12 protein-coding genes are annotated in these 14,375 nt (G+C 54.7%); 2 read left to right on the top strand and 10 right to left on the bottom strand.

The genetic code is table 11. The features are described from left to right. Window positions 1-42: 42 nt before the first annotated feature. Window positions 43-1,290, top strand: coding sequence for a polysaccharide deacetylase family protein (locus OQV00_RS21930; RefSeq protein WP_015585133.1), 1,248 nt, complete (start codon window positions 43-45; stop codon window positions 1,288-1,290). Between the two features lie 2,528 nt (window positions 1,291-3,818). Here the strand turns inward: OQV00_RS21930 and panD are convergent. From panD to thpR, 9 genes are all read right to left on the bottom strand, one after another. After that, on the bottom strand, window positions 3,819-4,199 hold the full coding sequence (panD, locus tag OQV00_RS21925) for an aspartate 1-decarboxylase (RefSeq protein WP_004858002.1): 381 nt from the start codon (window positions 4,197-4,199) through the stop codon (window positions 3,819-3,821). Between the two features lie 204 nt (window positions 4,200-4,403). Further along, complete coding sequence (gene panC, locus OQV00_RS21920; protein WP_004858005.1) at window positions 4,404-5,258, bottom strand: pantoate--beta-alanine ligase; 855 nt, start codon at window positions 5,256-5,258, stop codon at window positions 4,404-4,406. 11 nt (window positions 5,259-5,269) lie between these two features. After that, complete coding sequence (gene panB, locus OQV00_RS21915; protein WP_004858008.1) at window positions 5,270-6,061, bottom strand: 3-methyl-2-oxobutanoate hydroxymethyltransferase; 792 nt, start codon at window positions 6,059-6,061, stop codon at window positions 5,270-5,272. A 101-nt stretch (window positions 6,062-6,162) separates the two neighbouring features. Continuing rightward, a complete protein-coding gene (folK, locus tag OQV00_RS21910) occupies window positions 6,163-6,663 on the bottom strand; it encodes a 2-amino-4-hydroxy-6-hydroxymethyldihydropteridine diphosphokinase (RefSeq protein ID WP_266279424.1) in 501 nt (166 codons plus the stop codon). Next, a complete protein-coding gene (gene pcnB / locus OQV00_RS21905) occupies window positions 6,660-8,054 on the bottom strand; it encodes a polynucleotide adenylyltransferase PcnB (RefSeq protein WP_071824645.1) in 1,395 nt (464 codons plus the stop codon). The genes folK and pcnB overlap by 4 nt, the downstream gene beginning before the upstream one ends. 175 nt (window positions 8,055-8,229) lie before the next feature. Further along, window positions 8,230-9,111, bottom strand: a complete 882-nt coding sequence (gluQRS, locus tag OQV00_RS21900) for a tRNA glutamyl-Q(34) synthetase GluQRS (RefSeq protein ID WP_004858016.1) — start codon at window positions 9,109-9,111, stop codon at window positions 8,230-8,232. Window positions 9,112-9,173: 62 nt separating this feature from the next. Beyond that, window positions 9,174-9,629 carry an RNA polymerase-binding protein DksA gene (gene dksA / locus OQV00_RS21895; RefSeq protein WP_004858018.1) on the bottom strand — a complete coding sequence of 152 codons (456 nt, stop codon included), beginning with the start codon at window positions 9,627-9,629 and terminating at the stop codon, window positions 9,174-9,176. Window positions 9,630-9,793: 164 nt separating this feature from the next. Beyond that, window positions 9,794-10,510: a DNA/RNA nuclease SfsA gene (gene sfsA / locus OQV00_RS21890; protein WP_004858020.1), complete on the bottom strand. Its 717-nt coding sequence runs from the start codon at window positions 10,508-10,510 to the stop codon at window positions 9,794-9,796. Next, on the bottom strand, window positions 10,510-11,046 hold the full coding sequence (gene thpR / locus OQV00_RS21885) for an RNA 2',3'-cyclic phosphodiesterase (RefSeq protein ID WP_004858022.1): 537 nt from the start codon (window positions 11,044-11,046) through the stop codon (window positions 10,510-10,512). The genes sfsA and thpR overlap by 1 nt, the downstream gene beginning before the upstream one ends. A gap of 72 nt (window positions 11,047-11,118) precedes the next feature. Here thpR and hrpB point away from each other — a divergent pair, with 72 nt between their 5' ends. Then, window positions 11,119-13,548: an ATP-dependent helicase HrpB gene (hrpB, locus tag OQV00_RS21880; protein WP_266279421.1), complete on the top strand. Its 2,430-nt coding sequence runs from the start codon at window positions 11,119-11,121 to the stop codon at window positions 13,546-13,548. A 20-nt stretch (window positions 13,549-13,568) separates the two neighbouring features. Here the strand turns inward: hrpB and OQV00_RS21875 are convergent, their stop codons facing one another. Beyond that, window positions 13,569-14,366, bottom strand: a complete 798-nt coding sequence (locus OQV00_RS21875) for a prepilin peptidase (RefSeq protein WP_266279419.1) — start codon at window positions 14,364-14,366, stop codon at window positions 13,569-13,571. Between the last annotated feature and the right edge of the window lie 9 nt (window positions 14,367-14,375).

Below are 14,375 nucleotides of genomic sequence, written 5' to 3'. Positions count from 1 at the left end.
TTTGTTACAATGGCGGCTGATTTCTCTAGCGGTCCGACCTGCATGTTTGTCCGAATTGTTGCCCTGTTCCTTTTACTGACATCGCTCAGCGCTTCAGCCAGCCTGCTTAGCCAGCAGGGGACCCCCGCCCGCTATATGCAGACCACGGAAGATGCGGTTATCTGGGCGCAGGTCGGAAATGACGTGGTGAGCGTGGGGAACATTCGGGCCGGGCAAATTATCGCCGTGGTGCCGACGTCCGCCGATTATTATGAATTCAGCTTCGGTTTCGGCACCGGCTTTATCGATAAAGGCCACCTCGAACCGGTGCAGGGCAAGCAGCGGGTTGAAGACAATCTCGGCGATTTGCATAAACCGCTGAGCAACCAGAATCTGCTCACCTGGAAAGATACGCCGGTGTACGATGCGCCTTCCGTCGGTAGCGCGCCGTTTGGCACCCTGGCGAATAATCTGCGCTATCCCATTATCAGCAAGCTGAAAGACCGTCTCAACCAGACCTGGTTTCAAATTCGTATTGGTAACCGGCTGGCGTGGGTCAGCAGCCTGGATGCTCAGGAAGATCGCGGTATCCCGATGCTGACCTACCATCACATTCTGCGCGATGAAGAGAACACCCGTTTTCGCCACACCTCTACCACGACTTCGGTACGCGCCTTCAGCAACCAGATGACCTGGCTCCGCGACCGGGGCTACACTACGCTGACGATGTATCAGCTGGAAGGCTATCTGCGTAATAAAATCAATCTGCCGGCCCGCTCGGTGGTGATTACCTTTGACGATGGTCTGAAGTCGGTTAACCGCTACGCGTACCCGATTCTGAAGCAGTATGGCTTTCACGCGACGGCATTTATTATCTCATCGCGTATCAAACGCCACCCGCAGAAATGGGAGCCGAAATCGCTGCAGTTTATGAGTGTTTCCGAGCTGAAGCAGATTCAGGACGTTTTTGATATACAGTCCCATACCCACTTCCTGCACCGGGTTGATGCCCTGCATCATCCGATTCTGTTGAGCCGCAGCTACCATAATGTGCTGTTCGATTTTGAGCGTTCGCGGCGCGCGCTTGCCCAGTTTAATCCGCACGTGCTGTATCTCTCTTATCCGTTTGGCGGCTATAACGCGACGGCGGTCAGGGCGGCGAACGACGCCGGTTTTCATATGGCGGTGACCACGGTGAGAGGGAAGGTGAAGCCGGGCGATAACCCGTTCTTACTAAAAAGACTCTATATTCTGCGGACCGATTCGCTGGAGACGATGTCGCGATTGATCAGCAATCAGCCGCAGGGATAAATGGTGCCGGTGATACGAAACCGGCCACCCCGCGAATAAATTCCTGACAAGGTGTTTCAGAGATCATCTTATTTATTTTCAGAATTTGTTGTCTGGCATGAAGTCCATTTTTTATTTATGGTTATTTGATTTAATACGCCCACAATACAGGTAACAGCGCCATTAACTGCTTTCGGTACCGTACAGGTGTACTAATGAAGCCAATACAATACGTACTATTATGGTTTGGGCAAGCATTGCTGTTTACAGTTGTGTTTGTCCTGTTATACGTGCTGATACCAGAAATAAAGATGTACAGACTGATTACGGAATCAACAGGATTTATGTCTGATTTTACATGGGATAAGTATTATTTTTTGGCTCTTTGCGTTGCTTCCCTGCTCATCGTGGCAATAGTGGTTTATATAACGGTTTTAATTAAAAGGCGTTAATCCTGAACAGATTAACGCCTAATAAACTCTGTGCGTGTCTGGCGGGGATTTTCAGATGCGTACCTGATGTAACATCGCATCTTGATAGTGAATAGTTTGTGCATTATATATATAATGTTTTGGTTATTTTCATTTCTAAACTGTCGCATAATTTCTTCCCGGATGGAATGATAAGCAACTGCTGAACTATTATATCAGTTCACTGTTTCCTTTTGTGATGATGAAGAGTATAGTAATTATATACATAGTTAACTATCTTACGAATATAATCCCCCGATTCAATGCTTCCTAATAACACCATTAGTGCTGTGATTGTTTTAAATAAAAATAATTTTGGTTCCGTTGGGTATTCAGCTATAAGGATTATCTCTATAAAAACCAAAAAGAACCACAAATTCACAACGCTTTTTTCAAGGCAATAGGGATACTTAAACATGCCTCCTCTTTTATAACGCCATGGTTTATGTGAGAGTATATTTCTATAGATAAACTCCAGGATTACTCTGGTGCCAATGAAACTCTGAACTGTGATCAACATTCCCAAATAAATGTTTTTCTCTGAATATACATCGGCCTTCCATAAAATATTCATGGCAATAATTGGTGATAATAACGCATATGAGAAAGCTTCAATTTTTTTATATCTGTTCATATTTTTTTCCAAAAAAACGAGAAATTTGAACTAATTCAATTAATCGCATTTTAATTAGGTTTTCTCGGCGTGTAATTTATCTGTAAGGTTGCAAGTCAGATAATTATCAAATTACCAACAACAGCGCCTCACTCCTCCCAGAACACCGCTGATAACTCCGTCAGTTACCGCACTTCATCCCAATAGCCAAGGATATTTGGCCACCAAATAAATGATTTTAGAATCAAAATAAACACTGGGGCCAGTAATGTATTCTTTAATGTGATATTTTACCTATTACGATAAAAGTCGAAGTAGAGATAACTGATTAACAGATACAATGCCAGGGTTATCATCTTGAGAACAATAAGGCACATGATTCAGACAACAAAAATCCACAGTCTTTTTATACATTAACCTTAGGTCATTACCCCTCCAGACTATAGATACTGATTATAATTTCAGTGGATCGTGAGGGAATGACTAATTCAGATGTTCCAAATAAAAAGATGGCCATCATAAAGTCAAAGATCTTTCGCACTTAGTTATTAATTTTTGTTGTTACCGTTTTAATGTAGATATTTTTACATACTCAAAGATTGACTAAGATCAAACATAGGTCAGCAATTTAAAAAAACAAAAAAATTGATAAGTCAGTAAATTTAAGAGTGTGATTAACCATAAAATAAAAATATAAAGGCATTACGTGCTGATTAGTTATTATTCGTGAGTGCATTCAATTGAATAGCACCAAAATTTTTATGGTAATATAAATTTATAAATATTCATGAGATCTATTTAATTTGGTTGGGATGTTGCTGTTAATTATGGTTAAGGGTTTTTAATGATGAAGAAATTAAAGTGTAAATGTGGAACATCTCCGATTTCAGAATACCCATGCCATGATTTTATCGCATAGATCTTTTCCTTAATGGGAAAGGTAGTGAACAGTGAGGAGATGAGAATCAGCCAGTTAAATTAGGACGCGGAAAAGTATCAGAATCAATATAATTTTTTACTTTCCGGAATAGCTGCTGTGAATACAACTACACCTTTATCAGACCGGGTCCGCCTCGAGAGTGTAGGCTGGTCACTTTCCTGGCGAAATTTTTTCAATCGCGCCACATCGCCCGGCATCAAAGGATATGGGGGTTGTGCCGTGCAATACTTACCACAGACGTTCGATATGATTCACCGCGGAGAAGATCTGGCTGATAAAAATCCACCTGTGAATATTCTGCCACCAGTGAGTGGATGAAGCATTACGCTAAGGTGGTAGCGTAAAAGTTGGCCCGGTCCCCTGGCACAGGTTTACTTCAGAAAGGAGCTTCTTACTTTGACCGGCCATCCGGTGTGGTATCGCACCAATGGTCTTGATGGAGGTGGGAAGAGTGTGATGATGAGGTAATATTTATACCGTAATAAACGGTGCCCCGCCTGGGCGGCGCACCGTCAGCTATCGGCTATCAGGCAACCTGTACCGGAATGGCTTTTGCCTGGCGCTTCATTTCGTTGTCGCCTTCAAAATAGGCCACTTTCGGCTGCCAGCGGCGGGCTTCTTCATCAGGCATGGTGACGAAGCTGGCAATAATCAGAATGTCACCCACGCTGGCGCAGTGCGCGGCAGCGCCGTTCACCGAAATGATTCGCGAGCCACGTTCGGCGGCAATGGCATAGGTGGAGAAACGGTTGCCGTTGGTCACGTTCCAGATGTGGATCGCTTCGTTTTCAAGAATACCGGACGCATCCAGAAAATCCTGGTCAATGGCGCAGGAACCTTCATAGTGCAGGTCGGCCTGCGTGACTTTAACGCGGTGGAGTTTACCCTGCAGCATATTACGAATCATGATGTCTACCTTTCTTCCCCTCCTGCTTCAGAGTGCAGGGTCGTGGCGGGCGAGCGACTTTCCCCTGATGGGGGACGGTAGTGCTCTTGCCTGCCGCCGGTCTGCAACCGGATTAGTCAGGGTCTATACCTTAATGATACGAAGCGGACATGACATCCGCTTTGAGTAAATGTCCGGCAATATTGCCAGATTTTTAACCCTTGTCTACTGACCCAGCTCGACGATGTGGTTATCGATCAACCGCGCCTGTCCCAACCATGCGGCCATCAGGATCACCGCACGTTTACTGGTTTCCGTCAGCTCCAGCAGCGTATCCGCATCCCGGATCTGGATATCGTCGGCGCGGAAGCCTTTCTCGTTCAGCTCCTGCCCGGCAAGGGTAATGATTTCATCCAGGTTACGTTCACCGGCGGCAAGCTTACCGGCGACGGCGCTCAGCACTTTATACAGGCCCGGCGCAATTTTACGCTGCTCTGCGGTGAGGTAGCCGTTGCGTGAGCTCAGCGCCAAACCATCTTTAGCACGAATAATCGGCACGCCGATTATCTCAATATCGTAACCCATGTCGGCAACCATTTTACGAATCAGCGCCAGCTGCTGGAAGTCCTTCTCGCCAAAGCAGGCGACATCCGGCTGGACCAGGTTAAACAGCTTGCTGACGATGGTCGATACGCCGCGGAAGTGGCCTGGACGACTGGCACCCTCGAGCATGGTCGACAGCCCCGGGACATCCACATAGGTCTGGTTTTCGGTACCGTGCGGATAGATCTCTGCCGGCGCGGGGGCGAAAACAAAATCCACCTTACGTTTGTTCAGCTTTTCGCAATCATCCTGCAGCGTACGCGGGTAGCGCGACAGATCGTCAGGGCGGTCGAACTGCATCGGGTTGACGAAAATAGTGACCACCACGACATCGGCGCTGGCTTTTGCGGTATCCACCAGCTGCATATGGCCGTCGTGCAGGTTGCCCATAGTGGGAACCAGCGCGATACGCTTACCTTCCTGGCGCAAACGGCGGATATGCTGGCGCAGCAGCGGCAGGGATTCAATAATCAGCACAACAAGACTCCTTAATGGAAACTGTGTTCTTCGCCCGGATAAACGCCGGACTCCACGTCGGCAATATACTGCCGCACTGCGGCGCGCATGTCGCCCGCTTCAGCCAGGAAATTTTTAGCAAATTTAGGAATATGGCCGCCGGTGATCCCGAAAGCGTCGTGCATCACCAGAATTTGACCATCGGTGACGTTGCCTGCACCAATGCCGATAACCGGAATGGTTAACGCCTCGGTAATACGCTGAGCCAGCTCGACCGGGACGCACTCAAGGACCAGCAACTGTGCGCCTGCCGCTTCCAGTGCCAGCGCGTCGTCGAACAGCGCCTGCGCCGCATCGCCGCGGCCCTGCACTTTATAGCCGCCGAAAATATTGACCGACTGCGGGGTCAGGCCAAGGTGGCCGCAAACCGGCACCGCGCGTTCCGCCAGCATTTTCACCGTTTCCGCAAGCCAGGCGCCGCCTTCAAGCTTGACCATGTTAGCGCCCGCGCGCATCACGATGGCGGCGTTAGCAAAAGTCTGTTCCGGGGTGGCATAGGCCATAAACGGCAGGTCGGCGAGCAGCAGGCAATGGGGGGCGCCGCGACGTACCGCCTGGGTGTGATAGGCGATATCTTCCACGGTCACCGGCAAGGTCGAGTCGTGCCCCTGCACCGTCATGCCCAGCGAATCCCCTACCAGCATCACGTTGATCCCTTCATCGGCAAACAGCTTCGCAAAGCTGTAGTCATAGGCGGTGATGGTGGCGAAGCGCTGCTTCTCCTGTTTGCATTTCTGCAGCAGGGCGATAGTGGTCGGTTTCATAACGTTTCCTGATGATGAAAGTCATATTAACCGGCATTCTAACAGCAGCATTCAGAGGGGCAATGGTTTTAGGCAATCGATAACGACGATCGCCGTAATGGCTAACAATGGGGAAGGGGGCACGACCAGATTGCCGGCTTTTCGGCACCGAGGTTTTCCAGCACGTCACGCAAAGCGGTGCCATCGGGGAAATGGAGCGTCGGGGCAATCTCGTACAGCGGCCACAGCATAAAACCGCGGTTTTTCATATCGTAGTGCGGTACCGTCAGGCGCTCGCTGTTTATCACCGCATCGCCAAACAGCATGATATCGAGATCCAGCGTACGGGGGCCCCAGCGTTCGGCTTTGCGTTGACGGCCCTGCTGTAGCTCGATGCGCTGGGTATGATCCAGCAGGGCTTCCGCCTGCAGATGCGTGTCCAGGGCGACGGCGGCGTTGAGGTAGTCAGGCTGATCCTGCGGTCCCAGCGGCGGCGTGCGGTAAAAAGAGGAGACGGCGACCATCCGGCTGTCCGGAATGGCAGCCAGCGCCGTCACGGCAGCATTGACCTGCTCCAGAGGAGAGGCCAGATTGCTGCCGATTGCGATGTAGACGCGGGTCATGCGCCACCCTGACGCGGGGTGCGTTTGCGCGGGCGACGATGACGGCGGCGCGGCGCGGGTTCGTCATCGAGCTCGTTAAGCATCTCTTTTTGATCTGGCGGCGCGGCAACCTGGAACTCGCCCCACCATTTGGTCAGACGCTGCAGTTCGCCATTTTTCTCGGCGCCGGCACGCAGCTCCAGCAGATCGTAGGCGGCGCGGAATTTCGGATGTTCCATCAGCTTCCACGCGCGTTTGCCCTGGCGGCGGGACATGCGCAGCTGCAGCTGCCAGATATCGCGTACCAGCGTGGTAATACGCTTCGGAATGGCCAGCGTACGGCAGGCTTCATCCAGCACATCGTTCATTGCCAGGGCGAAAGCGTCGTTATAGGCCAGACCGCTCTCCTGGGTGATTTTCTGCGCCATTTCCAGCAGCGGATACCAGAACATGACCGCGAACAGGAACGCCGGGTTAACGCGCATATCGTTATGGATGCGGTTATCGGTATTCTTCAGCACCTGGGTAATGATGTGTTCCATCGGGCTATCGCCGCGCTCGGTAAAGTAGCGGGTGATGGTCGGGAACAGCGGCTGGAACAGGTTATATTCGCGCAGCAGCATGTAGGTATCATAGCCGTAGCCCGCCTGCAGCAGCTTCAGGACTTCTTCGAACAGACGCGCCGGAGGAACGTCATGGAGCAGTGCGGCAAGACGCGGAATCGGCTCGGCGGTTTCCGCGCTGATGTTCATATTGAGCTTGGCGGCAAAGCGCACAGCGCGCAGCATGCGGACCGGATCTTCGCGGTAGCGGGTTTCCGGATCGCCAATCAGGCGAATCATGCCCTCCTGCAGATCTTTCATGCCGCCGACGTAGTCGCGCACGGTAAAATCAGCCACGCTGTAATACAGGCTGTTAATGGTGAAGTCGCGACGCTGGGCATCTTCTTCGATCGAACCGAAGATGTTGTCGCGCAGCAGCATCCCGTTCTGGCCGCGCTGTGAAGTCACACGATCGGTGGTGTGTCCTTCATGGTGGCCGCGGAAGGTGGCGACTTCGATGATTTCCGGCCCGAACATCACGTGCGCCAGGCGGAAACGACGGCCCACCAGACGACAGTTGCGGAACAGTTTACGAACCTGATCCGGCGTCGCGCTGGTTGTCACGTCAAAATCTTTCGGTTTTTTACCGAGCAGGAGGTCACGTACGCCACCGCCGACGAGATAGGCTTCATAGCCCGCCTTGTTCAGTCGATAGAGCACCTTGAGGGCATTATCACTGATATCTTTGCGGGAAATTGCATGCTGTTCACGCGGGATAACCGTCATATGCGTTTGTTCAACGGCGGCTTCTGCGTCGCGCTCTTCACGGCTTAGCACCTTACGGCAAAAATTAGCGACTCGGGTAAAAATGTTGCACCTCGTAGTGTCAGACGGACTTCAGATCAAAATATTACTCTATGCATTCCGGGTTGCAGCAAGGCGGCAAACTTGTGAGTCCCAGGCGCATAGATCGCTATGTGACCGGGGTGAACAAGTGCACCAACGCAGGAGCAACTTGAAAGGCGACGAGAAAAATAGCGGCTAATCATAGCTCAGCGAGAGTCATTTGAGAATGCTGGATTTTTTGCGGGTCCCAGTTGGCTACCGCATTCTTCAGTAAATCCTCAATACTTAACGCTCGCCATTCCTGCTCAATATCCTGATTAAGAAACATTAACGCCCGCATAATTTCGGGACGCGGATCGCCCTCCGGCAGCGCCGGGGCGTGGTTTTGTTTGGAGAGTTTATTCCCCTGGGCATTCACTGCCAGCGGCAGATGGACATAGTCCGGAGCCTGCCAGCCAAAATGCTGATACAGCGAAATCTGGCGCACCGTCGGTTCGATAAGATCCGCCCCGCGGACGATTTCGCTGACCCCCTGGAAATGATCGTCCACCACCACCGCCAGATTATAGGCGAACAGACCGTCGCGGCGATGGATAATGAAATCTTCCCGCGCCAGCGCTTCATCGGCGACGAGGGTGCCGCGCAGACGGTCATAAAACGCGAGGACCGGGCGCGTCTGACGTAAGCGCAGGGCGGCGTCGTTTGCGCTAAGTCGTAAATCGCGGCAGTGGCCGTCATACACGCCGCCGACGGCATGAATACGGGCCCGGGTACAGGTGCAGTAATAGCAAAGCCCCTGTTCGTGCAGCCAGGCCAACCGTTCGCGGTAGGCTTCGTGACGCTGCGACTGCCACAGCACTTCGCCGTCCCAGTGCAGGCCGTAGTGCTCTAGCTGGCGCAGAATCGTACTGGCGGCGCCGGGGACTTCCCGCGGCGGATCGATATCTTCAATGCGTACGCGCCAGATACCGTTTTGCGCACGGGCCTGAAGATAGCTGCCGAGAGCGGCAATCAAAGAGCCGAAATGAAGTTCGCCGGAAGGTGAGGGGGCAAAGCGGCCAATATAGTGTGAGTCATTCATGGGTGACTAATAAAACATGTAGGCGGGAGAGACTCCCGCCGGAGATACGATAGCGAAGCGGATTAGCCAGCCATCTGCTTTTCGCGAATTTCCGCCAGCGTTTTGCAGTCGATGCACAGGTCAGCGGTCGGACGCGCTTCCAGACGGCGAATGCCAATCTCAACGCCACAGGATTCGCAGAAGCCGAAATCCTCGTCTTCGACTTTCTTCAGCGTTTTCTCGATCTTTTTGATCAGTTTACGTTCGCGGTCGCGGTTACGCAGTTCCAGGCTGAATTCTTCTTCCTGAGCGGCACGGTCGACCGGATCCGGGAAGTTAGCTGCTTCATCCTGCATGTGCGATACGGTGCGATCCACTTCATCCCTGAGTTGATTACGCCATGCTTCAAGAATACGCTTGAAGTGCGCCAGCTGGGCTTCGTTCATATACTCTTCGCCCGGCTTCTCTTGATATGGCTCCACCCCAGCGATGGCGAGAATACTCAGGGACGATGTTTTACGGTTTTGCCCTTCTTGCATGTTGCTTCTCCTTAACACGCACTATCGATCCCCATGTTGGGGGAAAAATCAGGCCGCTATAAATAGCAGATGCTTTTCCGGATAGCAATTATCTAAACGTTACACTTGACAACCCTGTGAAGAAAAGCGTATTTGCGCTCGCGACCCGGACACAATTTAGCCGTTTATTTACCGGGGGTTAACACCGCGGTAATCGGCTTATTCAGAGTCATCATTTCGGTAGAAAGTTCCGCTTTATAAACGAGAATTTCTACCCCCTTGGTTTGCGCCTCAATCAACAGCTGTGCGTATCTGGCATCAATATGATGCGCGGGTGAGAAACGGTCAATCGCCGAATGGAGCACGGCGAACAAGATTACGGCCCGGTCACCTGCCGCCGCCACGCTCATCAGCTCCCGAAGGTGCTTTTGACCGCGCTCGGTAACAGCATCGGGGAAATAACCGCTGTCATTTTCCGCCAACGTAACCGATTTCACTTCAATATAGCAGTTTTGTCGCTCTTCTGCCTGTAACATAATATCGATACGACTCTTTTCCTCGCCGTATTTTACTTCACTTTTCAGCGTGTTATAGCCAGAAAGTTCGACAATGTTCCCCGCCAGTATCGCCTCTTTTGCCAGTATATTCGCGCGTAAAGTATTAACACAAATTATCGCGCCCCGTTGGGTTTGCGTTAATTCCCAGGTATGGGCGTATTTGCGTTTCGGGTTATCCGACGTGGAGTACCAGACGGTGTCGCCGGGTGTCGCGCAGCCGGTCATCGCGCCGGTATTCGGGCAGTGTAGCGTAAGTTCCCGACCGTCGGGGGTGACCACATCCGCCAAAAACCGTTTGTAACGCTTAATCAGGATGGCGGATTGTAAAGGTGGATTGAACTGCATCAGCTTTCCTTGTTGAAGGGATAACGTTCCAGCGCGGTATAGCGGGTGCGTCCGCGGGAAAAACGGGATTCATAAAGCACAAACTCACTGACGGCAAAAGTCCAGCTGAAGCCCGGGGGCGGAATGGGCACCGCGTGGCGGGCCTCGCGCAGCAGGGTGATATGCGGATGAAACGGCTGCGGGCTTTGATAGCAACCGCTGCGTGCCGCCTGGGCGCGCAGCATGCTGGCCAGCTGTAGCAGGCCGCGCGGAGGCCGGCGGGTGCCGAGCCACACCACGCGGGAACGCAGCCACTGGCCGGCATCGTCGAGGGTGAGCGTAAATCCGGGCTGGCGGATGCGTCCGGCCAGCGCCGCCAGCGCACGCTGCTTGTCCGCGCTGACTTCGCCAAGAAAGGCCAGCGTCAGGTGCAGGTTATCTGCGGCCACCGGCCGTCCGGCATCTTCCGCAAAGTTCGCCGCGCGCCAGTGAACGATTTGCCGCTGGGCTTCAGCAGGCAGCTCAAGGGCGAAAAACAGCCTTTTCGGCTCGGACATGATAGAGACTCGGTAATGAATTATCAGGATGCTACAATGCTTGCCCTCAAATGTTAACCTCCGGAGCCATTCGTGTCCCAATTGCCGGTTGCCGCCATCCTCCCTGAACTTCTTTCTGCACTCCAGCAGGCGCCGCAGGTATTGCTCACTGCGCCAACCGGCGCCGGGAAATCGACCTGGCTGCCGCTGCAAATACTCGCCGATGGCCATATCGACGGGCGCATTATCCTGCTGGAGCCGCGGCGATTAGCCGCCCGCAATGTGGCACAACGTCTGGCGGAGCTGCTGGGTGAGAAACCGGGGGCGACCGTCGGCTATCGGATGCGCGCGGAAACCTGCGTCGGAGCGAATACGCGGCTGGAGGTGGTGACTGAAGGCATTCTGACGCGGATGATCCAGCACGATCCCGAACTGAGCGGCGTCGGACTGGTGATCCTCGATGAGTTCCACGAGCGCAGTCTGCAGGCGGATCTGGCGCTGGCGCTGCTGCTGGATGTCCAGCAGGGGCTACGCGATGATCTTAAACTGCTGATTATGTCAGCGACGCTGGATAACGATCGTCTGCAGCGGCTGCTGCCCTCGGCTCCGACCCTCTCCTCTGAAGGGCGTGCGTTCCCGGTGGAAAAACGTTTTCAGGCGCTTGCCGCTCATCAGCGTTTCGATGAAGCGGTCGCTATCGCCGCTGCGGAGCTGCTGCGCCAGGAGCGCGGCTCGATGCTGCTGTTCCTCCCGGGCGTGGGGGAAATTCAGCGGGTCCAGGCGCAGCTGGCTGAGCTGGTGGCCGACGATGTGGTGCTTTGCCCGCTGTACGGGGCGCTGCCGCTAAGCGAGCAGCGTAAAGCGATTCTCCCGGCCGCCGAAGGTCAGCGCAAAGTGGTGCTGGCAACCAATATCGCCGAGACCAGTTTAACCATCGAAGGCATCCGGCTGGTGGTCGATAGCGCCCAGGAGCGCGTCGCTCGCTTTGACGCCCGTACCGGTTTAACCCGACTGGTGACGCAACGCATCAGCCAGGCGTCAATGACCCAACGCGCCGGTCGCGCCGGCCGTCTGGAGCCGGGGATTTGTTTGCATTTGATCGGCAAAGAGCAGGCGGAACGCGCGGCGGTACAGAGCGATCCTGAGATACTGCACAGCGATCTCTCGGCGCTGCTGCTGGAGCTCTTCCTGTGGGGATGCCACGATCCGGCGCAGCTGAACTGGCTCGATTTGCCGCCGGAAGCAAACCTGGCCGCGGCCCGACGTTTGCTGACGGCGCTATCGGCGCTGGAGGGCGACAGGTTATCGGCGCGCGGGCGCAAAATGGCCACCCTGGGTAATGACCCGCGGCTCGCGGCCATGTTGACAGCGGCAGTTGATGCGGATGATGCGGCGACTGCGGCGAAACTGGCGGCGATCCTCGAAGAGCCTCCGCGCGGCGGAAACAGCGATCTCGGCGCGGCGTTTGCTCGCCAGCAGCCGAACTGGCAGCAGCGGGCGCAACAGCTTCTGAAGCGACTGGGCAGCCGCGATGGTCAGCCTGATGCGCAACGCCTGGCGCCGCTGCTGGCACCGGCATTTGTCGACCGGATTGCCCGTCGCCGCGGTCAGGAAGGGCGCTATCAGCTCGCCAACGGGATGGGGGCGATGCTGGACGCCGATGATGCGCTCGGGCGCCACGAATGGCTGATTGCGCCTCTGCTCCTGCAGGGAAGCACCTCGCCGGACGCGCGGATTCTGCTGGCGCTGCCGCTGGATGTCAATGCGCTGCTGGCGCAGTGCCCCGGGTTGGCGCAGCGTTCCGATACCGTCGAATGGGATGAAACGCAGGGGACGCTGAAGGCCTGGCGACGCACCTGCATCGGTCAACTGGTGTTAAAAACCCAGCCGCTGGCGAAACCCTCGGAAGAGGAGCTGCATCAGGCGATGCTCAACGGCATCCGCGATAAGGGCCTCGGCGTGCTTAACTGGACGCCGGAAGCCGAACAGCTGCGTCTGCGCCTGCTCTGCGCGGCACAATGGCTGCCAGAAGAGGCGTGGCCGGCCGTCGACGACGCTTCGCTGCTGGACTCGCTTGAAGCCTGGCTGCTACCGCAGATGAGCGGAGTGCACTCGCTGCGCGCGCTGAAAGCGTTGGATGTGCGCCAGGCGCTACAAAACGGGTTGCCGTGGTCATTGCGCCAGAAGCTGGACAGCGAACTGCCAACCCATTACACGGTGCCGACCGGAAGCCGGATAGCGATCCGCTACCATGCCGACAATCCGCCCGCGCTGGCGGTACGTATGCAGGAGATGTTTGGCGAAGCCACCACGCCGACGATAGCTCAGGGGCGGATCGCGCTGGTGCTGGAGCTGCTGTCGCCTGCGCAGCGTCCGCTGCAGATTACCCGTGACCTCAGCGCTTTCTGGCAGGGGACCTATCGCGAGGTGCAAAAAGAGATGAAGGGGCGTTATCCCAAACATGTCTGGCCGGACGACCCGGCCAATACCGCGCCGACGCGGCGCACCAAAAAGTATTCGTAGCCGGGCTTGTCGAGCCGCGGTTACAGCGTCTGAGTCCACAGAAACAGGCTGCTGCCCGCCAGCGCCAGCCAGGGGCCGAAGGCCAGCGGCTGATCCAGCGACTGGAGCGTGATCCGCCGTTGCAGCAAGGTCCAGATCAGGCCGCTGGCCGAGGCGCACAGCAGCGTCTGCGGCAGGATCTGCCAGCCGGACCATGCGCCGAGTGCCGCCAGCAGCTTAAAATCGCCGTATCCTAGCGCCTCTTTGCCGGTCAGCAGGCGAAACAGCCAGTAAACCGTCCACAGTGATAAATAGCCCGTCATGGCGCCGATCACCGCTTCGCTGAGCGGGACAAACGTGCCGTTGAGATTAAACAGCAGACCGGCCCACAGCAGCGGCAGAGTCAGCCGATCCGGCAGGAGCTGAGTCTGGCCGTCGATGATCGCCAGTACCAGCAGCGTGGAGAGCAGGATCAGGCCCCCCAGCAGCGGTAATCCCGGCGTCAGCAGATAGCCGGCCAACACAAAGAGCAGCCCGCTGGCCAGCTCCGTCAGCGGATAGCGCTGAGAAATGGGCGCCTGGCAGCAGCGGGCGCGCCCTTTGAGTGAGAGATAGCTGAGCAGCGGAATATTATCCCGCCAGATGATGGGCCGCTGGCACTGGGGGCAGAAGGAGGCGGGAACGCACAGGTTGAATCGTGCGGACTCTTCCTGCTGTATCATCAGCGGCAAACGGTAGATAACCACGTTAAAAAAGCTGCCAAACGTCAGGCCGAAAATAAACAACAATCCGCCCCATAACAGGGGGAACTGCAACGAAAATGCGCTCAGTAGCGTCATGATGTCTCC

This window comes from Klebsiella sp. DY2415 (assembly GCF_026314315.1).
Lineage (GTDB): Bacteria > Pseudomonadota > Gammaproteobacteria > Enterobacterales > Enterobacteriaceae > Klebsiella > Klebsiella ornithinolytica.
This window is presented reverse-complemented; position numbering and strand designations above follow the sequence as displayed.

Bases quoted from the DNA above. Each gene is read 5' to 3' on its own strand.
- gluQRS (WP_004858016.1), bottom strand. From the start codon at position 9,111: ATGAATGACTCACACTATATTGGCCGCTTTGCCCCCTCACCTTCCGGC.
- OQV00_RS21875 (WP_266279419.1), bottom strand. From the start codon at position 14,366: ATGACGCTACTGAGCGCATTTTCGTTGCAGTTCCCCCTGTTATGGGGC.
- OQV00_RS21930 (WP_015585133.1), top strand. From the start codon at position 43: ATGTTTGTCCGAATTGTTGCCCTGTTCCTTTTACTGACATCGCTCAGC.
- thpR (WP_004858022.1), bottom strand. From the start codon at position 11,046: ATGTCCGAGCCGAAAAGGCTGTTTTTCGCCCTTGAGCTGCCTGCTGAA.
- panD (WP_004858002.1), bottom strand. From the start codon at position 4,199: ATGATTCGTAATATGCTGCAGGGTAAACTCCACCGCGTTAAAGTCACG.
- folK (WP_266279424.1), bottom strand. From the start codon at position 6,663: ATGACCCGCGTCTACATCGCAATCGGCAGCAATCTGGCCTCTCCTCTG.
- panB (WP_004858008.1), bottom strand. From the start codon at position 6,061: ATGAAACCGACCACTATCGCCCTGCTGCAGAAATGCAAACAGGAGAAG.
- sfsA (WP_004858020.1), bottom strand. From the start codon at position 10,510: ATGCAGTTCAATCCACCTTTACAATCCGCCATCCTGATTAAGCGTTAC.
- dksA (WP_004858018.1), bottom strand. From the start codon at position 9,629: ATGCAAGAAGGGCAAAACCGTAAAACATCGTCCCTGAGTATTCTCGCC.